22 protein-coding genes and 1 tRNA gene are annotated in these 25,202 nt (G+C 49.7%); 7 read left to right on the top strand and 16 right to left on the bottom strand.

The features are described from left to right. Positions 1 to 7 precede the first annotated feature (7 nt). The 9 genes from NDA02_RS18095 to NDA02_RS18055 form a co-directional block, all read right to left on the bottom strand. On the bottom strand, positions 8 to 1,075 hold the full coding sequence (locus tag NDA02_RS18095; RefSeq protein WP_348255600.1) for a glycosyltransferase family 4 protein: 1,068 nt from the start codon (positions 1,073 to 1,075) through the stop codon (positions 8 to 10). Positions 1,076 to 1,146: 71 nt separating this feature from the next. Then, on the bottom strand, positions 1,147 to 2,604 hold the full coding sequence (locus tag NDA02_RS18090; RefSeq protein ID WP_348255598.1) for an oligosaccharide flippase family protein: 1,458 nt from the start codon (positions 2,602 to 2,604) through the stop codon (positions 1,147 to 1,149). Continuing rightward, positions 2,601 to 3,725: a glycosyltransferase gene (locus NDA02_RS18085; protein ID WP_190792797.1), complete on the bottom strand. Its 1,125-nt coding sequence runs from the start codon at positions 3,723 to 3,725 to the stop codon at positions 2,601 to 2,603. The genes NDA02_RS18090 and NDA02_RS18085 overlap by 4 nt, the downstream gene beginning before the upstream one ends. A 171-nt stretch (positions 3,726 to 3,896) precedes the next feature. After that, on the bottom strand, positions 3,897 to 5,036 hold the full coding sequence (locus NDA02_RS18080; protein WP_348247501.1) for a glycosyltransferase family 4 protein: 1,140 nt from the start codon (positions 5,034 to 5,036) through the stop codon (positions 3,897 to 3,899). Next, positions 5,029 to 6,441 (bottom strand): O-antigen ligase family protein, encoded by a 1,413-nt coding sequence (locus tag NDA02_RS18075; protein WP_190794004.1) that lies wholly within the window; start codon positions 6,439 to 6,441, stop codon positions 5,029 to 5,031. The genes NDA02_RS18080 and NDA02_RS18075 overlap by 8 nt, the downstream gene beginning before the upstream one ends. Further along, entirely contained in the window at positions 6,438 to 8,483 is a 2,046-nt protein-coding gene (locus NDA02_RS18070) for a tyrosine-protein kinase domain-containing protein (protein ID WP_190794005.1), read from the bottom strand. The genes NDA02_RS18075 and NDA02_RS18070 overlap by 4 nt, the downstream gene beginning before the upstream one ends. A 113-nt stretch (positions 8,484 to 8,596) precedes the next feature. Further along, positions 8,597 to 9,085: a glycosyltransferase gene (locus tag NDA02_RS18065; RefSeq protein ID WP_190794006.1), complete on the bottom strand. Its 489-nt coding sequence runs from the start codon at positions 9,083 to 9,085 to the stop codon at positions 8,597 to 8,599. Further along, positions 9,082 to 9,531, bottom strand: coding sequence for a PssD/Cps14F family polysaccharide biosynthesis glycosyltransferase (pssD, locus tag NDA02_RS18060; RefSeq protein WP_190794007.1), 450 nt, complete (start codon positions 9,529 to 9,531; stop codon positions 9,082 to 9,084). Before pssD ends, NDA02_RS18065 begins: the two co-directional genes overlap by 4 nt. Before the next feature lie 221 nt (positions 9,532 to 9,752). After that, entirely contained in the window at positions 9,753 to 9,965 is a 213-nt protein-coding gene (locus NDA02_RS18055; RefSeq protein WP_190794008.1) for a hypothetical protein, read from the bottom strand. Positions 9,966 to 10,921: 956 nt separating this feature from the next. On the opposite strand from NDA02_RS18055, the gene NDA02_RS18050 reads away from it, so the two are divergent. The 3 genes from NDA02_RS18050 (at position 10,922) to NDA02_RS18040 (ending at position 12,925) form a co-directional block, all read left to right on the top strand. After that, positions 10,922 to 12,025, top strand: coding sequence for an SLBB domain-containing protein (locus tag NDA02_RS18050; RefSeq protein WP_348255596.1), 1,104 nt, complete (start codon positions 10,922 to 10,924; stop codon positions 12,023 to 12,025). 541 nt (positions 12,026 to 12,566) lie between these two features. After that, positions 12,567 to 12,785 carry a hypothetical protein gene (locus NDA02_RS18045; protein WP_190794010.1) on the top strand — a complete coding sequence of 73 codons (219 nt, stop codon included), beginning with the start codon at positions 12,567 to 12,569 and terminating at the stop codon, positions 12,783 to 12,785. Between the two features lie 2 nt (positions 12,786 to 12,787). After that, a complete protein-coding gene (locus NDA02_RS18040) occupies positions 12,788 to 12,925 on the top strand; it encodes a hypothetical protein (RefSeq protein ID WP_199296792.1) in 138 nt (45 codons plus the stop codon). A gap of 182 nt (positions 12,926 to 13,107) precedes the next feature. On the opposite strand, the gene NDA02_RS18035 is transcribed toward NDA02_RS18040, so the two are convergent. Beyond that, positions 13,108 to 13,181 (bottom strand) — tRNA-Asp (locus NDA02_RS18035). A gap of 237 nt (positions 13,182 to 13,418) precedes the next feature. Between NDA02_RS18035 and gltX the strand changes: the two genes are divergently transcribed. Together gltX and NDA02_RS18025 are read left to right on the top strand one after the other, a co-directional pair. After that, entirely contained in the window at positions 13,419 to 14,876 is a 1,458-nt protein-coding gene (gene gltX, locus NDA02_RS18030) for a glutamate--tRNA ligase (protein ID WP_190794011.1), read from the top strand. Between the two features lie 235 nt (positions 14,877 to 15,111). Further along, positions 15,112 to 15,558: a hypothetical protein gene (locus NDA02_RS18025; RefSeq protein WP_199296794.1), complete on the top strand. Its 447-nt coding sequence runs from the start codon at positions 15,112 to 15,114 to the stop codon at positions 15,556 to 15,558. A gap of 23 nt (positions 15,559 to 15,581) precedes the next feature. Here NDA02_RS18025 and NDA02_RS18020 read toward each other — a convergent pair whose 3' ends face one another. Together NDA02_RS18020 and NDA02_RS18015 are read right to left on the bottom strand one after the other, a co-directional pair. Next, positions 15,582 to 16,088, bottom strand: coding sequence for a ribbon-helix-helix domain-containing protein (locus NDA02_RS18020; protein ID WP_190794012.1), 507 nt, complete (start codon positions 16,086 to 16,088; stop codon positions 15,582 to 15,584). A 98-nt stretch (positions 16,089 to 16,186) separates the two neighbouring features. After that, positions 16,187 to 17,260 (bottom strand): ParM/StbA family protein, encoded by a 1,074-nt coding sequence (locus NDA02_RS18015; protein ID WP_199296793.1) that lies wholly within the window; start codon positions 17,258 to 17,260, stop codon positions 16,187 to 16,189. A gap of 517 nt (positions 17,261 to 17,777) precedes the next feature. On the opposite strand from NDA02_RS18015, the gene ftsH2 reads away from it, so the two are divergent. Continuing rightward, positions 17,778 to 19,664: an ATP-dependent zinc metalloprotease FtsH2 gene (gene ftsH2, locus NDA02_RS18010; RefSeq protein ID WP_190794014.1), complete on the top strand. Its 1,887-nt coding sequence runs from the start codon at positions 17,778 to 17,780 to the stop codon at positions 19,662 to 19,664. 113 nt (positions 19,665 to 19,777) lie between these two features. On the opposite strand, the gene ubiG is transcribed toward ftsH2, so the two are convergent. Beyond that, positions 19,778 to 20,524, bottom strand: a complete 747-nt coding sequence (ubiG, locus tag NDA02_RS18005) for a bifunctional 2-polyprenyl-6-hydroxyphenol methylase/3-demethylubiquinol 3-O-methyltransferase UbiG (protein WP_190794015.1) — start codon at positions 20,522 to 20,524, stop codon at positions 19,778 to 19,780. A gap of 303 nt (positions 20,525 to 20,827) precedes the next feature. Here ubiG and NDA02_RS18000 point away from each other — a divergent pair, with 303 nt between their 5' ends. Next, positions 20,828 to 22,390, top strand: coding sequence for an SGNH/GDSL hydrolase family protein (locus NDA02_RS18000; RefSeq protein WP_348255594.1), 1,563 nt, complete (start codon positions 20,828 to 20,830; stop codon positions 22,388 to 22,390). A gap of 295 nt (positions 22,391 to 22,685) precedes the next feature. Here the strand turns inward: NDA02_RS18000 and NDA02_RS17995 are convergent, their stop codons facing one another. From NDA02_RS17995 to NDA02_RS17985, 3 genes are all read right to left on the bottom strand, one after another. Further along, entirely contained in the window at positions 22,686 to 23,447 is a 762-nt protein-coding gene (locus tag NDA02_RS17995) for a metallophosphoesterase family protein (RefSeq protein WP_190793705.1), read from the bottom strand. A 242-nt stretch (positions 23,448 to 23,689) separates the two neighbouring features. After that, positions 23,690 to 24,433 carry a DUF1995 family protein gene (locus NDA02_RS17990; RefSeq protein ID WP_190793706.1) on the bottom strand — a complete coding sequence of 248 codons (744 nt, stop codon included), beginning with the start codon at positions 24,431 to 24,433 and terminating at the stop codon, positions 23,690 to 23,692. A gap of 105 nt (positions 24,434 to 24,538) precedes the next feature. After that, complete coding sequence (locus tag NDA02_RS17985) at positions 24,539 to 25,054, bottom strand: hypothetical protein (protein WP_190793707.1); 516 nt, start codon at positions 25,052 to 25,054, stop codon at positions 24,539 to 24,541. Between the last annotated feature and the right edge of the window lie 148 nt (positions 25,055 to 25,202).

The raw sequence follows: 25,202 nt of genomic DNA, 5'->3' as shown, positions 1-25,202 counted from the left end.
ATTCACTTTAAGAACTGGGATAAAGCTCGTGATAAACCTTCAGCGTCTCCTCCACAACGCGATCGACCTTGAACCATTCAAGATTTTTTTTCGATCGCTGTTTGTACAGGTTCAATCGCTCAGGATCCTGAAGCAACTGCTTTAATGCTTCTGCCAGCGCACCGCTATTTTTGGGAGGCACTAAAACTCCGGCTTGTCCACGATCGAGTGCTTCAGGAATTCCATCAACATCAGTTGCCACAATTGCACAGCCTGCCTTACGCGCTTCTGTTAACACCAGCCCAAAAGGTTCTTGGTGGGATGCCAGCACAAAAATATCTGCGGAGGCGTAGTATTGCTCAGGCTGGGGCTGAAATCCCTCAAAGTGAATCCGATCGCTCACTGCTGTTTGCTGAGCTTGGTGTTCAAATTGAAGGCGATCGGGACCATCTCCAACCAAATAGAGGTGAGCTTGAGGAAACTTAGGAGCAATGATTTTAAAGGCATCAATCAAATCCGCAATTCCTTTGCGCTGCTGCATTCCTGCCACTGTTAAAATTGCAGGTTGATGTAGCTTCTTCGGGGGATAATCCTCAATCGATCGCTTACGAGGGCTGTCTAACGTTCCATTCAAAATGATTCTGACTTTCTCCGCAGGAATTCCACGACGAATCATTGATTGACCTACTGCTTGGCTAACCGCGATAACGCGATCGGCTAAACCCGTAAAAATTGCTCTCCACTGAAACTCGTTGTGGACTGTAGAAACGATCGCATATTGAAACTTGAACTGAAGGATACGGGAGAGTATGACTTCCCTTGGAATGTGGGCGTGAACAATATCTGGCTGAAATTGATTAAAAATGTGCCAGTAAAGCTTGAGCGCGTTGAAATGACGAAGCAATTTGCCGCCTTTTTCTTTGCGGAGAAAATGCTTAACACCATAAGTTTCCAGCAGTTCTTCATATTCGCCTCCGCTAGAGATAACACTCACCTCATGCCCATATTTAGCCTGAAGACAAGCCAAATCAACTGCTGCATTGACAAAGCCATTGCCCGCTTCTCGAATATGACCAACGATGTGTAATATTTTCATCTGCGGTGCCTGAAAAAACTGCCTCAAAAAGTGCCTCAACAATTGAGTAATTCTGAAAGTCTCATGCGTTTTTAGCTCTCGCCACCTCTCGTTTTCAACAGCTCCTTAATAGGTGAAATAATCTGAGCAATCTCTTTAGGAAAAAGGACAACAGAGCCACCTGCATATAGAACAATCAGAGCAAAGGGCTGTAGATAGATTTGCCAGGGATTGATGATGGGTATAGAGAGAACAATCGCCATCGCGATCAAAATCATAAAGGTTGGCAACAGGATAGGCTTTGCCAAAAAGCGAATTTCATACTTTGCCGACCTGCAAATTACTAGCAGAAACCAGAGGGTTGCCAAAATTCCCATGACTAGGGCAACGGCAATCGCAACTCCCGCAATTCCGCCGACCAAAGCACCTGCAAGATAAGAAGGAACAGAAACTAAAACCAGTGCCCAGTTAATCATGGCATTGGTTCTTGTCTTGTTTAAGGAATCTAAAACGGCTCCCAAAATTGACATAAATCCGCGCGCATAAGCAAAGATCAAAATGAGCTGAAAAATCTTCGCTGCTTCTGTCCACTGGGCACCAAAAGTTATGGGCAGTAGCCAAGGAGCAACTAGAAAAGCAACCCCATAAATCGGAGCAGAAATTACGCCGTAAAACCGCAGCGCATGACCCGCATATATCTTTTTCTCAGCATGATTTTTCTGGGTTAAAACGGAGAAATTAACGCGATTAATTTGGGTCAGCGCAAAGACAGGCAGCATCGCGAGCTGATAAGCCAGGTTGTAATAGCCCAGTTTTTCCGCTCCTAGCAATCTGCCGATCACTAAATTATCGCTGTTGGTATTGGTATAAACCGCCAGGTTAGATCCAATAATGCCGCTGATGTAATTTTTGACCTCTGAAAGCGCGGCTGTATCAGGGAAAAGATGGTACTGAAATGTATAACGGCTTGACCAACGTTTCATCACAGAATCAACCGTTGCCATCGACAGTTCACCGATCGCAAACGCCCAGACTCCGCCTCCTAATCCTGCACAAGCTAACGCGCCGGCACATCGGGCAAACGCAGCCGCTGCATCACACAGGGCTAAATCCTTGAATCGCATCTGTCTCTGCATCACGGCAGCGTGAGAGCCTGCTCCTGCACCGATCAGAAAGACCAGCGACACACACACCGTCAGCGGTAAAAGAACAGGCACATTAAAAAAACGCGCTAGCGCAATCCCGCTAACCGCCTGCAAAATGCCCATGCCGATCGAAACGTTTACCCCCAGACTATACACGGCATTCACTAGCTTGCGATCGTCCAGCCCCTTATAAACCAAAACGCCTGCGATCGCCCAATCTTTGAATAAATTCGAGAGGGTGGTTACCAGCAACACCATCGCCCAAATACCGAATTCTGCTGGGGATAGCAAGCGGGCAAGCACGATTTGGGTTAAAAGCTGGGAGGCACGAATGAATACAAAACCACCCGTGACCCAGAAACTTCCACCAACGACTTTAGCCGCACTTACTTTTGACATATTCATCGGGCGATCGCTTTATCATAAAGGGCTTCCAGCTTTATCGACTGCTTGCGAATGTCAAAGTGTTCACAAACGAAGCTGCGTCCCTGCCGTCCTAAATCAAGAGCTTGCCCTGGCTGTTCTAGCAATGCATTGAGCTTCTCGGCAAATAGCTCATCGTTCTTCTCAGGAACTAAAAAACCTGTTTGTTCGTTCAAAACCGCTTCTGGAATGCCGCTATGCCAGGTAGAAACCACCGGAATTCCTGACGCAGAAGCCTCCAAAATCACAAAGGGTAATCCTTCGCTGTTTCCGTCTTCTGCCATTTGGCTGGGTAGGGCAAAAATTGTGGCATTTCGCATTAAATTTTGCACAACATCATAGGACTGTGCTCCCAAAAACCGAACTCGATGCTCGATGCCGAGCTGCTGTGCCAGAGTGTGCAAATCATGGCTCATTTCTCCTGTCCCAACCTGGACAAGAGACACATCAGGATGATGATGGGCAATGCGAGCAAAAGCCCGTAAAAGTGTATCAATTCCTTTCTTTGGCGTATGTCTACCCACGCACAAAATATAGCGTTCTTCACCTATGTTTGTAGAGGGAGAAAACTTTTGGGTATCGATGCCAATGTAATGCAATATCACCTTGTCGGGGGGATAGCCAAACTCGATCAGTTTCTTGCGGATGTAGTCTGAAACCGCAATGAAGAGTGATGCTTTTTGCTTCAGTTCATTTTCATGCCGAAGAAACTGATAATACGCAATTTTTCCAGAGCGGAGCATTGCTTTTCGAGAAACAGTAATGTCATGACCGTGGAATGTCACAATCAGCGGGATCTTAAACTGCTCTGCGATCCGCATTGCATAGATTCCATCAGGTCCGAAATGAGCATGAATCAGAGCCAGCTTTCGCAGATGTTCGATCGCTTTAAAGGAACGGGCTGAAGTCGTGAGGATATGAAACGCTTGCTTGACCTTCCAAAAATCAATTTCGCTCAGAGCAACGCAGGGTTGAGGAATGGGTTTGACTAACTGGCAGGTAATAAAAGTAGGGTGATAGCGAGTGAGGCTGAGCGACTGCTCCTGAATAAAAGTTTCAGAAACTCTTGGAAATGCTTTTCTATAGATTCCAACGTCTTTCATTGAATTCATTGCAGGAATAGGAAAAGAATAAGAACTTAGAGATTATTTGAGGGATATTAAAGGTTCTACATTACCCTCTAAACCTCCTAACAGGGAAACTTTGAAGCTTGGAGAAGAGCCAGTTTTTTAGAATTCAATCTTCAATCTCGTTGCAGGCTCTTGCAAACATTTCTAAGTCCTGATTCCGACAATTTCCAATAATTGATTTTGATATTCCGAAATACTACAACGTTTTTGCACCCAGGCTTGCGCTTGCACTTTTACGGCATCTTGAGAACCGGAGGTCACTTCTAAAATTTGGTCTACGATCGCCCCAATATCTCCCGGATCAACCGCCCACAGAGCAGCGCACTGCTGAAGAATTTCGCCAATTCCGCCTGTACAACTTCCAACGACAGGCACACCGCAGCTAATCGCTTCGACAATCACCCGACCAAACGGCTCTCTGGGGGCAAGGGTCACGACCACATCGGCGTGGCGATAGTAATTTTCAATCTCGATCGCCGCAGGCAGAATCGTCAGACGATCAGCAACTCCCGCATCAGTAGCACGATTGAACAGGGATTGGGTATTGATTTTCCCAGGCGATCGATCTTCTCCAATAATGACGCTGTGATAATGAAATCCTCTAGTCTTTAGCTCGGCAAGTACAGGAATCAGAGTTCGCAAATTTTTATCATTCATGATGCCTGCCTGACTAATTCGAGAAGGCGTGAGCATAATTTTTGCGCCCGACTCTAGAATGGGCTTAAGCGAAGCAGGAGGCAAAACCGGAGCAGAATTAAATCGATCGAAATCAACAGGCTGATACAAAATGCCCTGAATATTGGGCATGATTCTGGAAATATGCTTTGCTGTAAAACCTGAGTTACAAATTGCCTGAGGGGCAAGCCAAGCAAAAGTCATTTTTCGCAGCACATTTCCAAGCAAATTATTAGAAAGTGCCAGATCATGACAGAAGTGATAGATCGGACGACGGCTCAACCGGAGTGACGGGATAGATAGAAGTAAGGTTGGGAGAAGCGATCGTTCAACGCAGTTATCCAGCAGTAAAGGATAAGACTGGGGTTGATGATTGACCCAATCGAGTGCCCGACGCAGAAATTGCTGTTGACTAGATGCAGAAATCAAATGGAGATAATTAGACTGTCCGGCTTCCTGTAAATAGCGGTGCATCACAGAATCCTTCCGGACTAGAACTGTTACCGGATTCAGGCTCGATTGCTCAATTCCCTTAAGCAGCATTGAAAGCGTGATTAAAGTGCCGCTCAACGCATCACAGGATCCTGGCAGGATCAAAAGCTTAGACATATCGATACTTCGGGCGATACTTCGGTTTCGGCTGAGCCAGCTTCGGAACGTAAGTAATGGCGCACAGAATCAAGATGATCGCTTCTAGCGGCGAAAACTCTGTAACGGCAGAAGAAAGAGCCAGCAGCAGCAGCATTAGAAAACAGCACAGCGGGCGATCGTCACGGGTTCGCCAAAGCCAAGCCAGGAAAGAGATTAGAAACACTAGAAACATCCCTGTTCCAAGAAAGCCTGCCCGATAAACCGTCCCCAAGATGAAGCTCTCTGTGCCAACTCGACCAAATTCGTAGCCGGGAACAACCTCTTCACCGGGGACGGCATGACCAATCACGGGAGGCTCAGTCAGAATGCTTGCCCAGGTTTTGATATAGATATCTCTCCGAACATCTGTGGAATCCTTACGGAGATTGCCCGTTGCCTCTGCGGTTGTTGTGACTCGATCGGCAAGCTTTTCTGTCACCTGCGGAATCGAAAGCGTCACAAAACTAACGACTGCCAGAGCTGCCATGAGAGCCGAAAGTCCTCTCGTTTTTCCGGTTGTGATCAGCCAGTGAACCAGAACTACGATCGGCAGCACCAACCAGACATTGCGCGACTGACAAACCAGAATCAAAAAAGCAGATGCCCCGATTACCGTACTCGACCACAGCCGATTTTTGAGATCGAGTGCAATCAGCACCGCAAATGCAAACACCTGGGAGGAGATAGTTGGATGCTGAAAGAAGAAGGTGTAGCGGACTAAACCGCCGGGTCCCCTCACCGAAGGATTATAGGGGTTCAGAAAATTGCCAACCGCACCCAGCTGTGTCGATCGAAACGTTGTATTCCCCAGAAATGTTGCGATCAGGTTTGGGGATGGAATAAAAAAGGGTTCTCCAAGCACAAAGCGAGCAAACAACCAGTAAAGAACCGCCTCAAGGACGACGACCGAAAATGCCCATGCCACAACGGTGAGCCGAATCCGAATTTTCTGGCTCTGGACATACCAGAGCAATGCTGTCGCCGTTCCCCACATTTGCAGCAGTCCGATGATTCCTGTCGGTCCTGCATCCGGCACTCTCAAGCGGTATAGAACAATGAGATAGCCAGTAAATAACAGAAGGGCTACCACAGGAAGGCTGGGACGAGTTAACCCCAACTGCTTATGACGAACAAGGTGGTATGCAAAAAGCCCGAGCGTCATGAAGAGTGGCATGTAGCTCCAGCTAATGAACCACCAGACCGGAGCCAGAACAATTGCAAGACCCACAAATCGCTCCGCTCCAGTCAAAGCCTGCCAGCGAATCAAACCATTGTGAAAGAGCTGATTTCCCCCTTGGGGAACTGCGAAGCAATCGTTCTGCTGATCCTGAGCGGGCTTTTGCCAGAAGGATTGGGACGCAGAAATTTTGGGATGTCGATTCATGAGGAAGTACTAGAACGGCTAAGTTCGTAACGATAGGCTTCGCGCGGCTCAACGCCATTCACCGCCAAACCAATGACGTGTGACTCTTGGCGAATCAGTTGCTCTAAAGCCTCTTGAACCATCTGACGATCGCTCACTTCCAGCCGCACAATCATCAACACATTTTGAATCGCTTTTGCAACCAAAGTCGTTTCGCTGGTTAAACCGATCGGCGCACTGTCCACAATCACATAGTCGTAGTTTCCATTTGCCTGAACTGCATTGAGGTGCTGTTCAAACTGACCCCGCGCCACAAACTCCAGTGCTTTTTGCTGGGTTCCCCTAGCGGCAGGCAGCAAGTCTAACCGAGAACGAACCGGAACCGGGCTGGAAAGACATCCCATTTCGGAAGACAGGGTATAGCCCAGACGTTCGCTCAAGTCGGCTTTGTGAAAATCGGCGTCTACCACCAAAACGCGAAAGCCCAATTCCACCAGTGCCATCGCCAGCACTAGGGCAACCGTTGTTTTTCCTTCTCCGTTAATGGAACTACCGACCATCAATCGCCGATTTGATAGCTGCATCAGGCTAATTTTTGAGGCAAGCCGCTGAACTTCAACCTCCGTTAGCCCAGTTTCAGCAAGGGCTTTGGCGGTTTGCTTCATCTGCGGGATGCGAACTAAAACGGGAAGCTCGCTATTTTCAATATCCTTCGGCTTGAGGAAGGGATTCCGTGACTCCATAAAGGACACGAGGGCGGCACTTCCCAACAGTGAGCTGAGCAACCCGCCGAGAAGGATAAACGACAGTTTGGGGCTGATGGGCTTTGGATTGACCGCAGGCTTATCCAGCACCTGCACATTGGGATAGGAATCAAACGCAGTCAGACGAGTCTGCCCTAGCTGTGCCACAAGCCCCTTGTACAATCCCTCTGCAATTTCATAGCGACGCTCAAGATCCGATAGCTTTGACTGTTGGCCTGCGATTCTACTGAGATTGCCCTTGAGCTGGTTAATTCGCTGTTGAATCTGGTTTGCCTGCTGCTGATAGGATTGACCCTCGCTTTCTGCCTGAATCAGCTGAGTGATGAGTTCAACCGTCCCGTCACCAGACGCGTCTCCGCCCAAACTCACATCGACGCCTACTGTATTGGGGACAATGGCAGCAACGCGCTGATTAATCGCTGTCCTCAGTTCATCCCGCTGTCCCAGAAGCGCTACAACTTGGGGATCATTATCGGTAAAGGCACCCCGACGAGTTGCCAGCTCAGCTTCAACCTCCGTTAGCGCCGTCCGCAGGTTCTGATATTCCTTATCCTGCCCGAGGCGCATTGAATCGATCGCTTTAGCAGGGGAGAGATTAAGCCGGCTTGCAAGCGCGCTCGTGCGAGTTTGGGCTGCTTTGCCCTGAGCTGCAATTTGCGCCTGAATTGCCACCAGCGTATTGATGCTAGCATCCAGATTCTTAGCTTGCTCTTCGCTATCTACCAGCCCAGTCGCTTGCCGAAAGGCAGCTAATTCGTTTCTGGCTTTTGCCAATTCCCGTTCAGCCTGGGTGAGCTGATCCTGACTAAACCGCTGACGGGAAGCAGAAGTCCCCTGGCGCAGTTCATTTAAGCGTTTTTGGTAACTGCTGATTAATTTCTCAACTCGCTCTTGCGCGAGCTCAGGCTTCGATGCCGTGACTTCGACCTGAATCGATGTGGCTTGATCGATCGGTTTCGCCTTAAAAAGCTTTCTGTAGCTCTCCAGATTACTGAATTCTTCCCGTTCCGGGTCAGATTCCCAAACTGAACTGATCACATCATTGCTGGTGATAATTGAAGCTTGCACTTTCAGCGGACTCAGTTCATTGGTAAACGCAACTCCTTGCTCTCGTAACTCCCCAAGCGTGCCCAGACTAGCATTCAAGTTAGTCGATGTATCGGGGAGAATAAGCTGGGCATTCGCCTGCCAAGTGCGAGAAGCGTACATTACATTAAAAGCGGTCGCACCGATCAGAAGCCCATTTAACAACAGTAGATGCTTCCAGTATCGACGCACGACTGCAATTGCATTGTTCATAATTAACCTTCCCAACTTCGTGCTTAACAGTACTGAATGCGTTCCGCCTGCCTGGCTTTGCAGGTACGCCCCAGATAGACTAATCCTTAAACGATCGAGTAATCATTCTTAAATCAAGATTGACCTCCATAGGTTTCTAGCAAATGTTGCGACAGGCTGGGTTCGGTAAATAGGGTCTGCCGAAAGCGCGAGGGTGGATTCAGCACTGCCTGTTCTAGCTGCTCTAACGAGAGACAGTGCCGCACACCAAACGCCTCAACTGCCTGAGCAAAACTGAGCTGATGATCGTCTACGTGCTCACCGTAGCTCTTTAAGCGAGGCAGCAAAATAAAAGAGCAACCCCTCGATGCAAGCATCTGAGTCGAACCCTGTCCTGCATGGGAGATCACCAGCCGCGCTCTGTCAATTAAACGAATGAGTTCTTTTGAATCAAGAATGGCATCAGCAGTGACCAGAGGACATTCAAGCAGAGTTGAAATGTCACTCACCCCGTATTGAATAAAGACAGGTTCTGCGATCGTTCCTTTCTCAATCAAAGTTTTTACCCAGGTCAATGCTCGGTTGAATGGGTATGGAATAGTTCCAAACGACACGACAATCATGCAGCATACCCTTTAAACACGGCTTTAGGATATTTCTGACACAGATCGGGCCACTGAACGTAGAATTCGTCTGCGATCGGATACACCAATCTTCCAGAGATACTGAGTTCTTGTGATCTCGAAATGCTCTCGACATAAACGATACGAATGCCTAAAAGCCACGCAGCAAAAGCAAAATTAACCGCAACACTTGCGCCAGTCGAGATTACTACATCGGGCTTTTCGATCCATAAAATTCTGAAGGTGGCAGGCAGATTGGCAATCATGCGAATGACATCTCGTGGCGGCTGATAAGGAAGCCAGTGAACCGCTTCAGATTGTTCTAGAATCTGCGTATCTTTTTTGAAATCCGTTGCCCAAACGCGATCGTGCTGCGACCAGAAAGGCTTTAGCCTACGCATTGTTGCAAAATGACCACCCGATGAACATGCAAGAAGTACCTTCATTTCCCTACCGAATAGATAGACAACCCATTTTTAACGGAAAGTGAAAAGTTTGCTGTAGATAGCCGGGATATGCCCATCAGGTTGAGTCAACCCGATGACTATCTCACGCAGCAGACAGTCTCACTCATGTGGCAGACAGGATTGTGGATTGAGTGTACGACATTGGCGTAAGGCAGTGATACACAAAACCTTTTGAAAACCTGTTCTGCGCCTTTTTGGAACTAAATGATTTTGAGCAGAGCAGCTTCCGGGGTTGCCGCCCAATTAGAGCGGTTATCTAAAAGCATTTGCTTTCCCATCACACAGCTTTTCATCCCAAAATCCTCAGCTTCGCTACAACCCATCTGAAGGGAAGCATCTGGATGAACGGAGTGAAGCTCACTAAATTCATTCACTTTCCGCTGAGCATTTCCCATCAGAATTTGTTTCGTCATCGCGCAATATGCCCTCACTGCATTAGCGAAAGGAAACTATACTGCTTAAATGGCGAACTCACAATAGGGAACAACTGAAGATAAACCTGAAAGAATCGATCGCTTGAACTAACGACTCAGATCCTCTAAAGAACTTCTCCGAATTCAGAGAACAATCAATTTAGAGGATTCAGAGCGTCAAAGGTTAGGAATTGATACAACCTAACCTCAAGCTTTTAAGTAGCATTACTCGGACTGGCTTGCGTAATCCACCGAAGAGTAGCTTACTCTTCCCAATATAATAGTCAAGCTTGATACATTTTGCAAAAAATCTGAAAATTAGCAAATTCATGGTAACGATAAGCCCCTACTGATGGTTTTCGGTGTTTCGTACGCTCATGAACTAGACAAGAAACTTGAATCCCTGAAGGATAGGGCAGGCAATCCTAGAAAATACCTGAACAATACGGAGGAAAGCAGCAACAGCGTTCAACGCTTAATCACAGCAAGAGAGAAAAGCGACTTGTACTGGGTCATTTTGATAAAACTCCAGGATGACGGAGCAGGGAACCCCAAGTATTGCAAGTTCGATCAAATTAGAGAGTTACCCTGGGAATGGAGTTAGGTAGTCTCTAGACCAGAAGTTCCATTTATACTGCGGTATTTTCGAGGGAACCAGCAGTGAGCTACGTCACTCCCCAACCTAATAAATCTACGAATACTGTATCTTAATAACGCTCTAATTCCCTGGAGGTTGCTTGAATATGCACTTCAGTATGAGCAGCGGGGGATTCGGTGTAGACGGTATAGAACGAGTCAAACAAGGAACTGACAACACGCTGATGAAAAGATTGACGATCGATCCTAATTGCAGGTTAGACTATTCGCGTTTGTAAAATCGATCGCACAAGAGACTGACCTAAGTAATCCTTAATACAATAATCCTTGACACATCCTCAACTCAACAGGAAGCAAGTATGAAGAAACCTGTAAGTCGGATCATGAGTATGACCGTATTAACGCTTGCAGCCCTCTGGGGGAATGGGACTGTTGCACAGGCGCAAACACAGGCGGAACAAGCACCGCAAGCACCACAAGCCGCACCAAATTTAACGGTTCAGGGCTCGGCAAACCAGACGGGAACTGAAACTCCTTCCCTGGATGCTTACATGTTAGGGGCAGGCGATCAAATTAGTATCATCACGTTTGGCGCAGAGGAATATAGCAGCGAAACACTCGTATTGCCTGACGGATCGCTGAGCCTACCCGTGGCAGGAACCGTGATGGTGGGGGGAATGACACTGAGGCAGGCAGCAGATGCGATCGCGACTCAGTACAGCACTTATATTAAGCGTCCAGTCGTTACCGTCAGTCTGATTGAAATGCGCCCGATGCGTGTGGGCATCGCAGGCCAGGTCAACCGTCCCGGAACCTATAACCTTTCGAGCGGGGAAGAAGCTGCTCAATTCCCAACCGTGACTGAAGCACTTCAAATTGCAGGTGGCATCACCCCTAAAGCAGATTTACGTCAGGTACAAGTGCAGCGGGTTCAGCGAGATGGCTCCCGGCAAACAATTAATGTGAACCTGTGGGATTTGTTAATGACAGGTGATCTGGGCAAAGATGTCATACTCCATGCTGGAGATTCAATTTTTATTCCCACCGCAACAGCGGTGAATCCATCAGAGGCAGTTCAGCTTGGGGCAGCAAGTTTTTCGCCAGAGTCGATTCCAGTCTACGTGGTGGGTGAAGTAATGACACCGGGTATGGTAGAAGTGCCGCCCAATACGCCCATGAATCAGGCACTGATGGCAGCAGGTGGCTTTAATCTCAGGCGTGCCAGAACCGGTGAGGTCAAGCTTGTTCGCTTAAACCCGGATGGCACGGTCAGCCAAAGCGAAGTGGAGATCGACTTGAGTCAGGGAGCCGAGTCTGCCAGTAATCCGCCTTTACAAAGAGGAGATGTAATCGTCGTCGGGCGATCGGGGCTTGCTAGCTTCTCCGATGCCACCGAAGACACGCTGGGACCGCTGGGACGAATTGTATCTGGCATCTTAGGACTATTTCCGTTGTTCAGGTAGGACGCACTCAACTTCTGCTAAAGCATGCAGGAAATCCAGAACCTTCCTGCAAGCAGGTCTTTCAATCACCCTAGATCTAACATCGGTTCGCCATTGGGCAAAAGGCATTTTGCAACCGTGTACCAAGCCGATCGCCATCCGGTTCAGGGTCGAAAGCCGTACTTTTGTCTGATTCCCCCTCAAATTCACTGGCTGATTCACTGGCTGATTTAATAAACCTCCTACCTAGATCGGAAAGCAATCTCAAAGTTCCTCTTTTAATTTTGGACGAGGAATTTTAGGGAGAGGGCGAGCATTTATGCAGGAGGTTTACTGTCTGAATTCACTATTCAATTCACTTTCTAATTCGCTCTCTGATTCACCTTTTGATTCAAACGTTCCACCCAGTGGTGTAGCGATCGAGCCGACGCTGCTGAAATTCCTGCTGTGCACCATTTTCATCAATTAGATATCGATCAAACCTCAACATCTAATTTTTTCTAGCTTTTTCTGGCTTTTTCGGACTGGCAAAACCGAACCGATTGCTTAATCTGGGTCTTGAATGCAGAGACAAAACATTTTCTCGCATCCTTCCCTCGGAATTTTACTTTCAGCATCTTATGAGCCTTACGGGTTGCAGGCTGCTGCCCTCATTTCAGCGATCGCACTTTACAAAAACAAGCGCGGAGATGGAACAATGGCTAACGAAAGAATTATTAAACGTGGTTCAAAAGGAAAAGATAAATTTGAAGGAGATCAATTGAATTCAATTGAATTGTAAATATGATGGACGGGGAGAAACCGATCGACTGCACGGATAGGGTGGAGATGATATTTGCAGTGGCGGAGCCGGGAACGATCTTGTTGATGATGGTGAGGGCGGTGGCGATATTACTGGAAGAACCAAAAACGATCGACTAATTGACGGCTTGGGTGACGATACCATAAACGGCAATGCCAGAAACGATCGCATTGAATCGGTTTGCTTAGCAGTCACAAAAAACAACGCTCAAAGCGCTGGGGGCTATCAATGAGTAGAATTTCTATTCGAGAAGAGCTTGCTTAGCTCTCTCTATTTACCTAGCTTTTTTGCTTAGCTTTTACGGGACTGACGGGGCTCGAACCCGCAACTTCCGCCGTGACAGGGCGGTGCTCTAACCAATTGAACTACAGTCCCTTAATTTCGCCTTTATTTGGCGCGATTTCTATTATGCAGACTCTCTGGAGGTTTGTCAAACAATTTCTGCCAGATTCCTACGAGTCCTACAAAAATGAGATTTTATCTAGCTCCTAACTGCTTCAGCCCAAAGGAAATTTAGAATCTGCAGCATCGAAGGCGATCGAGACTCGCTAGAATTCTAAGAATGTCCAAGCGCGGGAAAAATTACCGCTGTTCTTTCACTGTTGGATTTTTATGTCTGTTCGCGTTCGTATTGCTCCCAGTCCCACCGGAAATCTGCACATTGGTACTGCCCGTACTGCGGTCTTTAACTGGCTGTTTGCCCGCCATCAGGGGGGACAGTTCATTCTGCGGGTGGAAGATACCGATCTGGAACGATCGCGCCCCGAATATACCCAAAATATTCTCGATGGCTTGACCTGGCTGGGGCTGACCTGGGACGAAGGACCGTTTTACCAGACGAAGCGGCTCGATCTGTACCGCGCCAAAGTGAAGGAACTGCTCGACAAAGGCTTAGCCTATCGCGCCTACGACACCCCCGAAGAGCTGGACGCGATGCGCGAGGCACAAAAAGCGCGAAACGAAGCCCCCCGCTACGACAATCGCCACCGCAACCTCACCCCCGAACAAGAAGCCGCTTTTGTGGCAGAAGGACGCAAGCCCGTAATTCGCTTCAAGATCGAGGACGATCGTGAAATCACCTGGAATGACCTTGTGCGCGGAACCGTCACCTGGAAAGGGCGCGATCTGGGCGGCGATATGGTGATTGCGCGGGCAGCAGCAGCAGAGGATGTCGGACAACCGCTCTATAACTTCGTGGTGGTCGTAGACGATATTGATATGCAGATTAGCCACGTCATTCGCGGCGAAGACCACATTGGCAACACGCCTAAGCAAATCCTGCTGTATGAAGCGTTAGGAGCCACCGTGCCCCAGTTTGGACACAGCCCGCTGATCCTGAATCAGGCAGGCGCAAAACTCTCGAAACGAGACGGGGTGACTTCGATTTCTGACTTTCAGCGCATGGGCTACACCGCAGAAGCGATCGTCAACTACATGACTCTGCTGGGTTGGTCGCCGCCAGAAGGAATGTCTGAGCTGTTTTCTCTGCAGGAAGCGGCACAGCAGTTCAGCTTCGATCGCGTCAACAAAGCAGGCGCAAAGTTTGACTGGGACAAGCTCAACTGGATCAACAGCCAGTATATCCACGCCATGCCGATCGATCGGCTGACGGATTTGCTGATTCCCCATTGGCAGCAGGCAGGCTACCCAGTGAATGCAGAAGGCAATCGTCCCTGGCTAGAACAGCTCACCGCACTGATCGCCGCCAGTCTAGAACGGCTCGAAGACGCAGTTCCCATGACGCGTTATCTGTTTGACCCTGAACTAGAGTACAGCGAAGCCGCCCGAACGCAACTCGTTTCGGCAGGCGTGGGAGACGTGCTCAAAGGCGTAATCACGGAATTGGAAAGCGTCACTGATTTAACCGCAGAAGGGGCACAGGCGATCGTGCAAACGGTGGTGAAAGCGCAGAACATCAAAAAAGGACTGTTGATGAAATCTCTGCGGGCGGCTCTCACCTGTGACCTTCAGGGACCGGATCTGGTCGAGTCCTGGCTGCTGCTGCATCAGCACCAAATGGCGTTGCCCCGGCTTAAGCAGGCAGTGGCGATCGCTGAGTCTGGTCAATAAAAGCACAGGTTAAGAAAAGCACAGGTTAAGGAACAGTTTAGGATTGCCTCTGGTCATGTTCCCTGGTTCACTTGAGCTTAGGGAAATAAAATTTGCACGTTTTTCCCTGCATCACCAGACTTTCCATGAACGAAGTTCTTTAAATCACACTATGAATCAGCCAGGGTTGAAAATCACTCGTCGATCGACAGGATTTGCATTTGTTTTAGCTGGGCTGCTGCCCGGAGTCTTTAACATGACTTTTGACATTGCGGCTGCCAGTGCCCAAACTTCACCCGCTCAACCCTTGACGATTTTTGAGAACGTCACGCTCAGCCCCAATTTCACGCCTGATCCCACAACCCTTCGCGGCATTAGCGGTGGCGATCGGGCTGCCAATCAAATTACTGGGCGACCCAATACGGCGACGGGCCCCTGCAATGGCTTTGTTGATGCCCAACCGGATCACACGATCGTCCTGACTCAGTTTTTTAGCCGTCTCAGCCTGCAAGTGCAAAGCACCGAAGACACCACGATCGTGGTTCGTGGACCGGGCGGAACCTGGTGCAACGATGACACTTCCGGCAAAAATCCTGGGATTGCAGGACAGTGGCTCTCCGGCACGTATCAGGTTTGGGTTGGCTCCTTTGCTCAAAATACCTACTCGCCTTACGTCATTCGCATCAGTGAAATCAACCCCTAAAAGTAAAGTTCTTCTCATCCTGCTTAAAAATCCTCTAGCAGGGCAACCAGGCGATTGAGCAAAGGATCGGCTTCACGAACTGGCATCCCGGGAACCGCAATTTTTGTACAGTCCTGTGGCAGTTCCAGCGGGTCGCCCTCGGCAGCGCACTGCTCCAGGTGAGCCACTCTCTCCATCAGTGCGGTAACTTGCGCTTCGAGGACAGCGATCGGTTCAGCCGGGGCAGGGGCAGGAGCCTGAGACAATTGCTGCGAAAGCTGATTCACCTGAAGCTGCAAAGCTACTATCTGCTGCTGAAGCACAATCAGCGTTGAATCTGCCTGCGGATCATCGGGCAGCAGCCAAGCCCGGAGTGCCTGTTTACACAGCTCGCTAAAACTGCTGTAGTCTCCTGCCTCCAGAAGGTGGTCGATCGTTTGCAGCAAAAGCTGGTCGGCATCGGTCACAGCAAACCATACCGATCGATTGCAGTAGGAAGTTTGATTGCCGATGAAATGAGTTCCTGTTGAAAGTTGCTGGCGATCGAGCATAGGTCAATCTCCGGTGAAGGATATTGGGCAAGGCAGGAGGCGTGCTGTCAGTACATGAAGGGACATTCAGCAAAGGCGAACCAGTTCAGGCTGCTTGTTCAGGCTTTCGCGGCTGCCTGGCTCAGCAAAATTAAGGCTTGTGCCTCGCCATAAAGAAATTGACCCAGCGCATTCGCTTTGCGGGAAGGCTTTGCCAGATGTCCTTTCAGTCGAGCTTCCTTTAACAGGGGACGCAGCTCGTTCCAGAAAAATTCGCCGCCGCCGCCACTCACAATGACATCTGTTACTCGCTCCGGTAACCATTCCACAAAGCGAACAGATAACTCGCGGGCGAAGCTACGCCGCAGACTGGGCAGAATGTCATCTAAATTCGTGGGAGTCGTTGCGCCACGCGGACGGAAGAAGCGTTCGCCTTCCGATCGGTTCACTGCCTCGATCAACGAGAGCGACTGGCTATCTGCGCCCTGAATCTGAGCCGCCACCTGCTCATAAAACTGGCTCATTGCAAACGGTTCGCTTTTAGACGCGCCTCGGGCAAACCGGAAGCGATCGATCGTCAGGAAGTCAGTGGTTTGATGCCCGATATCGACCACGGCAACGGAAAGGTTCGGAAAATCTGCACCGGATGCCTTTTTGTCTGCCTCGCACCAAATCAGACTGCCGTAGCCTTCCGGCATCACCCAGACCTGCTCAACGTCGATCGCGACCAGTTCCCCGCGATAGCTCATCACATGGGGACCGCGCAGCAGGCTAGTCAAATGCTCTTTTTCTCGATCGAACTGCTCTTGTGAGTAGTAAGGTAGCCCTAGCACCACCGAGATTCGATCGCGCAGCCCAAAATAGCCGACGCAAGCCAGCACCTTAATCAGCGCATCCTCAACCTTCGATCGCCCTACGCCCAAATCCGCTCCAAAGTCTGCGCCCAGTTGGCCGACCGCATAGCCCCGTCCCTGAAACTCTAGCCAAACATCCAGCAAAGGATCGCTGGGCTGAGATTCAAAGCCACCGCGCCGCACCTGCTCAACTGTGAGATGGGCAACATTCGCGGGAATTAAAATCACCTGATCGGGATGCCGTCCAACACTTGCTTTCGTTGAGGTGCGCCCTAAATCGACGCTCAGAATAGACGGGGACACCAATTGGGAACTTGCGGGAGAAGATTTACCTGCCATAGGGTTCGATCGCCTCATTGCATAATTGTTGATAAAGGGGGCTATCAATAGGAGATTTAATGGGAGATTTGCCAGATCTGCCACAGACCAGCTCCAACCGAATTTGATACGTTTGTTCTATCACGATTCCTTAAATTAGTACACCCGTTCCAGGTATTTTCATTTTTTCCTCACTCTGACGAATCCTACCCGTTTCGCGACTGCTCATCGATCGCAGGCATCAAAGCATCAACGGCAGAGCTGAAGCAGGAAGACAGGGCAGAAGACCAGAGGAGAAGTTGCCCGAAATCTCGTAATTACGTTAAATTTAGTTAAGATTCGTTCTCAGCAATTTCGGCAGCGTCTCTGCTTCGCCTGTCCTTCGCGGAACAGCAGAGGAGAATTACACTGAAATTACAAGCGACTAAATCCAACTGATGAATCCGCTCCACAAGTGGAATTCGCATACTCCTATAGCAAATCCTTTTGATTCAGTCGCTGCTGAACCTGCTGCATCCATAAGAGGCAACACACCACTATGAAACTTTCCTGGAGAGCCATCCTTCTCTGGACAATGCCAGCCCTGATTATTGGCTTCTTTCTGTGGCAGGGCGCATTTTCGACCGCTCCCATGAGTGCGGCGACTAACACAGCAAGCACTCGCATGACCTACGGACGCTTCCTCGATTATCTGAATCAGGGGCGCGTCACCAGCGTTGACCTGTACGAGGGCGGTAGAACGGCGATCGTTGAAGCGCTCGATCCCGATCTAGACGGTCGAATGCAGCGGCTCCGGGTTGATCTACCGGGCAACACGCCTGAGCTAATCACCCGCCTGCGGCAAGAAGACATCAGCTTTGACTTCCATCCGCCCCGCAACGATGGTGCAGTTTGGGGTTTACTGGGCAACCTGATCTTCCCGCTGCTGTTGATTGGTGGACTATTCTTTTTGTTCCGTCGCTCCAGCAACGTTCCTGGTGGTCCGGGTCAGGCAATGAACTTTGGCAAATCCAAAGCCCGCTTCATGATGGAAGCCAAAACGGGCGTTATGTTTGACGACGTAGCAGGCATCGAAGAAGCCAAAGAAGAACTCCAGGAAGTCGTGACCTTCCTCAAAAAACCCGAACGCTTCACCGCCGTCGGCGCAAAAATTCCGAAAGGGGTGCTGCTCGTCGGTCCTCCTGGAACCGGAAAAACGCTGCTGGCAAAGGCGATCGCCGGAGAAGCAGGGGTGCCCTTCTTCAGCATCTCTGGCTCGGAGTTCGTAGAGATGTTTGTGGGAGTCGGTGCGTCCCGAGTGCGCGACCTGTTCAAGAAGGCGAAAGAGAACGCGCCGTGCATTATCTTCATTGATGAAATTGACGCAGTCGGACGGCAGCGGGGGGCTGGAATTGGCGGCGGCAACGACGAGCGCGAGCAAACCCTGAACCAGTTGCTGACCGAAATGGACGGCTTCGAGGGCAACACGGGCATTATCATCATTGCGGCAACGAACCGTCCCGATGTCCTGGACTCCGCGCTTCTGCGCCCCGGTCGCTTCGATCGTCAGGTGACAGTAGATGCACCGGACATCAAAGGTCGTCTGGAAGTGCTGCAAGTCCATGCCCGCAATAAAAAGATTGACCAAGCCGTTTCCCTGGAAGCGATCGCCCGCCGGACGCCCGGATTTACTGGAGCGGATCTGGCAAACCTGCTGAACGAAGCGGCAATTCTCACAGCGCGTCGTCGTAAAGAAGCCATTACGATGCTCGAAATTGATGACGCAGTCGATCGGGTTGTGGCGGGAATGGAAGGTACGCCCCTCGTAGACAGCAAGAGCAAGCGACTCATCGCCTACCACGAAATTGGACACGCGATCGTCGGGACGCTGATGAAAGACCACGATCCGGTTCAAAAAGTCACGCTGATTCCACGCGGACAAGCGCAGGGTCTTACCTGGTTTACGCCCAACGAGGAGCAGGGTCTCATTTCTCGATCGCAGCTTATGGCAAGAATCACAGGCGCACTGGGCGGACGCGCTGCCGAGGTGGTCATCTTTGGCGATGCAGAAGTCACGACAGGCGCAGGCGGCGACCTTCAGCAAGTGTCTGGCATGGCGCGGCAGATGGTCACTCGCTTCGGTATGTCTGACTTGGGACCGCTCTCGCTGGAAAGCCAGCAGGGTGAAGTGTTCCTGGGACGGGATTGGATGTCTCGCTCGGAATACTCAGAAGAGATTGCTGCCCGGATTGATGCTCAGGTGCGATCGATTGTCGAACACTGCTACGAGCAGTCCTGCAAAATCGTTCGCGATAACCGCGAAGTCATCGATCGATTGGTTGATTTGCTGATTGAAAAAGAGACGATCGACGGCGAAGAGTTCCGTCAGATTGTGGCAGAATACACCGTGGTTCCTGAGAAAGAGCAGTACGTTCCGAAGCTCTAAGTCAGTCCTCCCAAGCGGAATATCTTAGTTGTTTTGAGTTAGGCTGGGCAATGTCCCAGTCTTTTTTATTGAGCTAGATTTTTACTGAGCTAAATTGGGCCTTAAACTGCCATTCAGGAAGTTGATAGGCGTTTTGCTTTGCCGATATACATGACCGATGTGTTGTCACTGAAGCGAATCTTAAATGCGCCTGTTTTACGATAGTGCAAATAAGCTTCAATATTTTCTCGCACCGTTTCACCTAACACATTAAACCCTTGAATTTCGATCGCCTCAAAACCCTTTTTCACCATTAAATTCTGAAGTTCTTTTGGCTTGATAAACTTTTGCCAGTCGTGAATCCCACGCGGAATCTGACGCAGCCAATCTTCCAGCAGCCAGACCATAATTAGCTTTGACTTAAAGGTGCGGTTAATTGTGTCAAAGCAAAACATTCCCCCTGGTTTCAAGACGCGATGAATCTCAGCGATCGTCTGCTGCAAATCTGCCACATGCTCCAAAACATCCACGCAGACGACGACATCAAAACTTTGATCTGGATAGGGCAAAGATTCGGCGTATGCGTGACAGTAATCGATTGCCAGTTGACTCACTGAGGCGTGTTTTTGAGCCGCAGCAATGCAGCTTGGTGACTGGTCAATACCATGCACGATCGCGCCCCGCCTTGCTAAATATTCACAGGAGAAGCCGCCGCCACAGCCAACATCTAAAACCTTTAAGCCTGCCCAACTAGAAATATGGTGATCAAAATACTGGAAGCGGGCTGGGTTCAGGTGATAAAGCGCGTAGATTTTCGCCGTTTCGCACCACCATTCGTCGGCAACACGATTATAAAAATCTAGATCATTTCGCTGGGGCATTCGCTGCTTTGATTGATTGTTTTGAACAGATTGGGTGAGATCCAGTTTTCAGCATAAATCACAATCCAGCATTCGATCGGGCATCGGACTTCGATGGATGGGTGAGCGATACAGCAGGTTTGTCAACTGAAGAACTGGGTAAGCCAATAATGGTACTATGCCAAGCAATAGCACTGGAGGAGCTGGACAAGAGCGATCAAAAGATAGGGAACCGATCGCCCCAGAGGGGAACTGCTTCACATCGTCCTCACCTCGCAGCTTCGCCTTCTGACCTATCAACAGTTACAGAATCAAAAGGAAAAGATGGCTACAAAAAATATTTATGTGTTCGGCGACAGCATCTCTGATACAGGCAATGCCTTTGCTGCCAGCGGAAGACTGATTCCTCCAAGCCCCCCTTACTTTAATGGGCGATTCTCCAACGGACCCGTCGCGGTTGAGCAGTTGGCAACCCTTCTGGGCACTGGCTACAGCTTGCAGCAGCCTAATAACCTTGCATTTGGCGGGGCAACCACCGGACGGAGCAATGTTCTTGAAGACGATGTCAGGCGGGACCTTCCCGGCTTACTGGATCAAATTGATGCTTTCAGAAGTAGGGTTGGCACGGGTAGTGCAGACCCAGATGGGCTTTATATTGTTTGGGCAGGTTCTAACGACTTCATCGATACCCTCAGAGGATCACCCCTACCAGACCCGTCGGGCGCAGGTACAACCTTTGCAGATCCAGCGGCGCTGCTGCGGGAGGGAAGTCTCAATATCAAAAATGCTGTTTCAACTTTAGAAAGTGCGGGCGCGAAGAACTTTGTTGTTCCGAACGTGGGAAATCTGGGACGGTTACCCGCTGCCGGGGGAGCTTCAGCAGAACTCACTGCGATCAGCAAAGCCTTCAATGCGGCTGTTGACCTGGAGTTAGGCAATTTGACGTTTAAGACCACGCGGGTCGATCTATTCAGCCTTGGAGAATCCATTGCCTCGGATCCTGCTAAGTTTGGCTATACCAACATTACAACTCCGCTGCTATTCTCGCCTCAGTCGAATCCAAACGAATTTTTCTTCTGGGATCAGTTCCATCCCACGACTAAAACTCACGGGATTTTTGCAGATACCATCAATCAAACCATCACAGGCACAATTCCCCAACCCTCCTTCAACCGCGTTGCAGGCAACAATAGAAATAACATTCTGGTAGGTACTCGAGCCAATGATGATATAGACGGTTTTAGGGGAAATGACCTTTTAAGCAGTCGGCAGGGGAATGATCGCATTGAAGGCGAGCAGGGCAACGACATTCTGTTCGGCAATCAGGGAGACGATGTTCTCAGCGGTGGCGAAGGTTTTGATGCTCTCACAGGCGGTCAGGGCGGCGATATTGCTTTTGGTGGAGCCGGAGTCGATCGCCTTTCTGGGCAAGCAGGCAATGATATTTTGGTAGGGGATGACAGCAAGGATTTTCTTGTCGGCGGTTCGGGCGATGACTACCTGCTAGGTGGAAACGGACAAGATGACCTTCAGGGAGATGCAGGACAGGACATTCTGAATGGTGGATCGGGTTTAGACATCCTGAGGGGTGGTGCAGGCAACGATCGCCTAGATGGTGGCACGCAGAACGATCGGCTCACCGGGGATGAGGGAAATGATCAATTTGTCTATCGTCCAGGTGGCGGAAAGGACGTGATTACCGACTTTGAAAAAGGATCAGACAAAATTGACCTCAGCAGTTTCCGCTTCCAGGGCTTTTCTGACTTCACGTCAAAAGCAACCTTGAGCGCTTCTACCATCAACTTTGGGAACGGCAATACTCTGCAACTCAATCGGGTTAACGTAACAACGCTGTCTGAATCTGACTTTAGCTTTGCATTAGCCTAAACCGAATCTCTCTTCGGCTACTGTGTACACCGATCCATCCATTGCTCTAGATATTGATCTAGATGATGTGATGTAGATGATGTAGAAACTGCCCTATTCTGCCCCACCCCCCTAACTTGGGGGGAACTAAGACTTCTCTTTGTTGCGGAGTCTCCCAACATTGGGGCATTTAGGGGGCTGCAAAGCCTAGAACAGTGACTCCATCGACTGAACGATACACAGTAGTCCGTCGTATAAGAGGCATTTAGGACGAGGGCTTCGATATAGACCGGTTGCCGATCGCCCCATTTCTAAATTAAAGCGTTTGAATAAGCTGGCGACGCAGATGCATCTGGCTAGGTTCAATCTCAACCACAGCTTCTGCCAGCGGGAGCGATCGGCTAGCTTGCTGGAACACGTTGACCTGATAAACCTGCTGATGGGTCATATCTACAGCAGTCAGCCAGCCACTTTTGGGGTGATATGCGCCGGTATCAATGTTGAGCCATCCCTTTCCTCTGGCAACTGCCCCCGCGGGCACACCAGGCAGCGTGAAGGTGATGGTATGTCCAGTAATAATCAGCTTGTCGTCAAAATAGGGTTTTGGTGTGCTGTGAAACTCTTCACGAATCCAGCAAAACTCGTGGGAAGTCTGCGCTTGAATCGGCAAATGGGGATGTACACCCGCATGAACGAGCCAGAGATCGCCCAGGTCTAGATAGGGCGGCAGGCTTCGCAACCAGACAAGATTTTCCAGCAGGGATTCAGGAGTCGCATAGCTGGCAACGGTTGTATAGCCGCCGCTGTGGAGCCACGCTTGCAGGAGGTGCTGAGACACTTTGCTATCGGGAAACGCCTCCAGCAGCATTTGTTCATGGTTTCCCATCACGCAGCCATAGCCCTGCGATCGCACAAACTCAATAACCTGAGCACTTTTAGGTCCGCGATCGATCAAATCTCCTACAAAGTAAATTTGATCATCAGAATTAGGCGCAATCGTTTCTAGAAGTCGCATCAGGGCATCGTAGTGACCATGAACATCGCCCACGAAAATTCGACGACTGCTAGACACGGGCATTTATCCTCTTAAGACGCTCAACAAATCACATTCAGGCAAATCACATTTATAAAGACAGACAACCTGACTAAAGCAGCATAACAACATCGGTCAGCAAAAAGCCTGCCTTTACATTTCAGCCTTTACACTTCTCAACATTAAGTCCTTATTCTAATTGTGCCCAACAACCTGCGCTTTTGATCGCTTGTCCTTTAAAGCTATGTTAAATAAATTACAAATTTTGCTTCTGACACAGCGTCCTCCTACTGGCTTAATGCCCGCAGAAATTGCTGAAGCGAGGACAAAATGCCTTTCCGCTGGGGCGATCGAGATGAGGTAGCTGTTTGCTCAGAGACATTTTCCTGTGAATCAGGCGCAGAAGAACCCATCAAAAGCCCTTCCAGCATTTCGCTATTTGGCTTTTGAGAAAATTCTCCGGCTAGCTCATAGTCATCCTCGCCTTTTTCCACCCAGACCTGCCAGGAGGAGGGATATGCTCGCAGAATTGCTGCTCCTGGAATCGGCTGAAGGTAGTAAGCGGTATCAAACTGCTTCAAGAATCGCTCTCGAAGCTGCCTTCCGGCGTAGCCAATCCCGATCGTCACAATGTCCTCCATTTTGGGATTGAGCAAGATCACTGCCCGATCGCCTGCCTGCTGACAAATCTGCTCCACCTCGTTGACTTCCACCGAAGACGGCTCGACAAACAGCAGCAGTTCTTCGTCCGGCTGAATTTCTGCTTTAAGATCGCTCAAGCCGCGAATGGCAAACGGTTTTTCGCCCCAGTCGCGTCGGGCAAGAGCCGCAGCCCCTGCATCGGTGAAATACACCCGCAGCTTGCTTCCCAGAGGCTCAAATGGTTCTAGAAACTGAGCGGCGACCGGCATCGTTTTGAGTTCGGGAAAGACGATTTCGACCTGAAGCCGCTTGTAGCTATCATTGATCGCTGCCTGGGTCGAGACTTTTGCCTGTTCGATCGCTTCTTCGAGCGTTTTGGGAAGAGTCATGGGAAAGGGAGTGGATGGGTGGATGGGGAAATGAGGGGTGGTTCGTTCGTAGGACTAGGTTAGCGCAGCGAACGCATTAACCTCAGAGCTTGATGGATCAAGGGATTAATTGATATTGGGGTCAACGTAGCCCTGGAGGCTTTCGGGCTCGAATTGTTTCAGGATGCTGGAGGCTTTGTTGGTGATGTTGGGCGCGCCGTTGACTGCAACAATGTATTTGCCTTCTTTAAGACGATTGCGGTAGGGAAGGGCATCTCCACTGCCAATAGATGCGCCTGTGAGCCCGCCCACAAAAAAGCTGCCCATTGCGCCGCCGATCGCCCCCAGAATGCCACCGAGAATGCGGTTTCCGAAAAGTCCAATTTCGGGGATGACTTCATAGTTTGTTGCCAGGTTAAAGGCGATTCCGCCAATAAAACCAAAGGGAACCAGCCAAAAGGACATCAAGCGAGCCTGTTTGCGGGCAGGCTGTTTGGGATCGATAAAGCCAAACTCATCAGCAGTTTTATAGCCTCGACCTAAGATGCTCATCTGGTTTTGCGGAATGCCTTCTTTCTCAAGCTGAGAGTAGGCGGCTTCGGCTTGAATGCGATCGGCAAGAACAGCAATAACGTAGTTCATATCGATGGATATCAGTGTTTCTCTTTATTGATTGAACGATCGGCAAAAGAATAAAGACTATCTGCTTAAATTTGCTTTTAATTCCAAGATACCAGGAAGGAGGAAAGCCTGCCGGAGCAGTCTCAAACGCTTAATTTTGTCTCAGGTG

This window comes from Leptolyngbya sp. ST-U4, from assembly GCF_039962215.1.
Lineage (GTDB): Bacteria > Cyanobacteriota > Cyanobacteriia > Elainellales > Elainellaceae > Leptolyngbya_A.
Note: the sequence above shows the minus strand (reverse complement) of the source record. Positions and strands in the feature narration are given on the sequence as shown.

What these genes read in the sequence shown, in the direction of transcription:
- NDA02_RS18095 (WP_348255600.1), bottom strand. Translation starts at nt 1,075, where the DNA reads ATGAAAATATTACACATCGTTGGTCATATTCGAGAAGCGGGCAATGGC.
- NDA02_RS18090 (WP_348255598.1), bottom strand. Translation starts at nt 2,604, where the DNA reads ATGAATATGTCAAAAGTAAGTGCGGCTAAAGTCGTTGGTGGAAGTTTC.
- NDA02_RS18085 (WP_190792797.1), bottom strand. Translation starts at nt 3,725, where the DNA reads ATGAAAGACGTTGGAATCTATAGAAAAGCATTTCCAAGAGTTTCTGAA.
- NDA02_RS18080 (WP_348247501.1), bottom strand. Translation starts at nt 5,036, where the DNA reads ATGTCTAAGCTTTTGATCCTGCCAGGATCCTGTGATGCGTTGAGCGGC.
- NDA02_RS18075 (WP_190794004.1), bottom strand. Translation starts at nt 6,441, where the DNA reads ATGAATCGACATCCCAAAATTTCTGCGTCCCAATCCTTCTGGCAAAAG.
- NDA02_RS18070 (WP_190794005.1), bottom strand. Translation starts at nt 8,483, where the DNA reads ATGAACAATGCAATTGCAGTCGTGCGTCGATACTGGAAGCATCTACTG.
- NDA02_RS18065 (WP_190794006.1), bottom strand. Translation starts at nt 9,085, where the DNA reads ATGATTGTCGTGTCGTTTGGAACTATTCCATACCCATTCAACCGAGCA.
- pssD (WP_190794007.1), bottom strand. Translation starts at nt 9,531, where the DNA reads ATGAAGGTACTTCTTGCATGTTCATCGGGTGGTCATTTTGCAACAATG.
- NDA02_RS18055 (WP_190794008.1), bottom strand. Translation starts at nt 9,965, where the DNA reads ATGACGAAACAAATTCTGATGGGAAATGCTCAGCGGAAAGTGAATGAA.
- NDA02_RS18050 (WP_348255596.1), top strand. Translation starts at nt 10,922, where the DNA reads ATGAAGAAACCTGTAAGTCGGATCATGAGTATGACCGTATTAACGCTT.
- NDA02_RS18045 (WP_190794010.1), top strand. Translation starts at nt 12,567, where the DNA reads ATGCAGAGACAAAACATTTTCTCGCATCCTTCCCTCGGAATTTTACTT.
- NDA02_RS18040 (WP_199296792.1), top strand. Translation starts at nt 12,788, where the DNA reads ATGATGGACGGGGAGAAACCGATCGACTGCACGGATAGGGTGGAGATG.
- gltX (WP_190794011.1), top strand. Translation starts at nt 13,419, where the DNA reads ATGTCTGTTCGCGTTCGTATTGCTCCCAGTCCCACCGGAAATCTGCAC.
- NDA02_RS18025 (WP_199296794.1), top strand. Translation starts at nt 15,112, where the DNA reads ATGACTTTTGACATTGCGGCTGCCAGTGCCCAAACTTCACCCGCTCAA.
- NDA02_RS18020 (WP_190794012.1), bottom strand. Translation starts at nt 16,088, where the DNA reads ATGCTCGATCGCCAGCAACTTTCAACAGGAACTCATTTCATCGGCAAT.
- NDA02_RS18015 (WP_199296793.1), bottom strand. Translation starts at nt 17,260, where the DNA reads ATGGCAGGTAAATCTTCTCCCGCAAGTTCCCAATTGGTGTCCCCGTCT.
- ftsH2 (WP_190794014.1), top strand. Translation starts at nt 17,778, where the DNA reads ATGAAACTTTCCTGGAGAGCCATCCTTCTCTGGACAATGCCAGCCCTG.
- ubiG (WP_190794015.1), bottom strand. Translation starts at nt 20,524, where the DNA reads ATGCCCCAGCGAAATGATCTAGATTTTTATAATCGTGTTGCCGACGAA.
- NDA02_RS18000 (WP_348255594.1), top strand. Translation starts at nt 20,828, where the DNA reads ATGGCTACAAAAAATATTTATGTGTTCGGCGACAGCATCTCTGATACA.
- NDA02_RS17995 (WP_190793705.1), bottom strand. Translation starts at nt 23,447, where the DNA reads ATGCCCGTGTCTAGCAGTCGTCGAATTTTCGTGGGCGATGTTCATGGT.
- NDA02_RS17990 (WP_190793706.1), bottom strand. Translation starts at nt 24,433, where the DNA reads ATGACTCTTCCCAAAACGCTCGAAGAAGCGATCGAACAGGCAAAAGTC.
- NDA02_RS17985 (WP_190793707.1), bottom strand. Translation starts at nt 25,054, where the DNA reads ATGAACTACGTTATTGCTGTTCTTGCCGATCGCATTCAAGCCGAAGCC.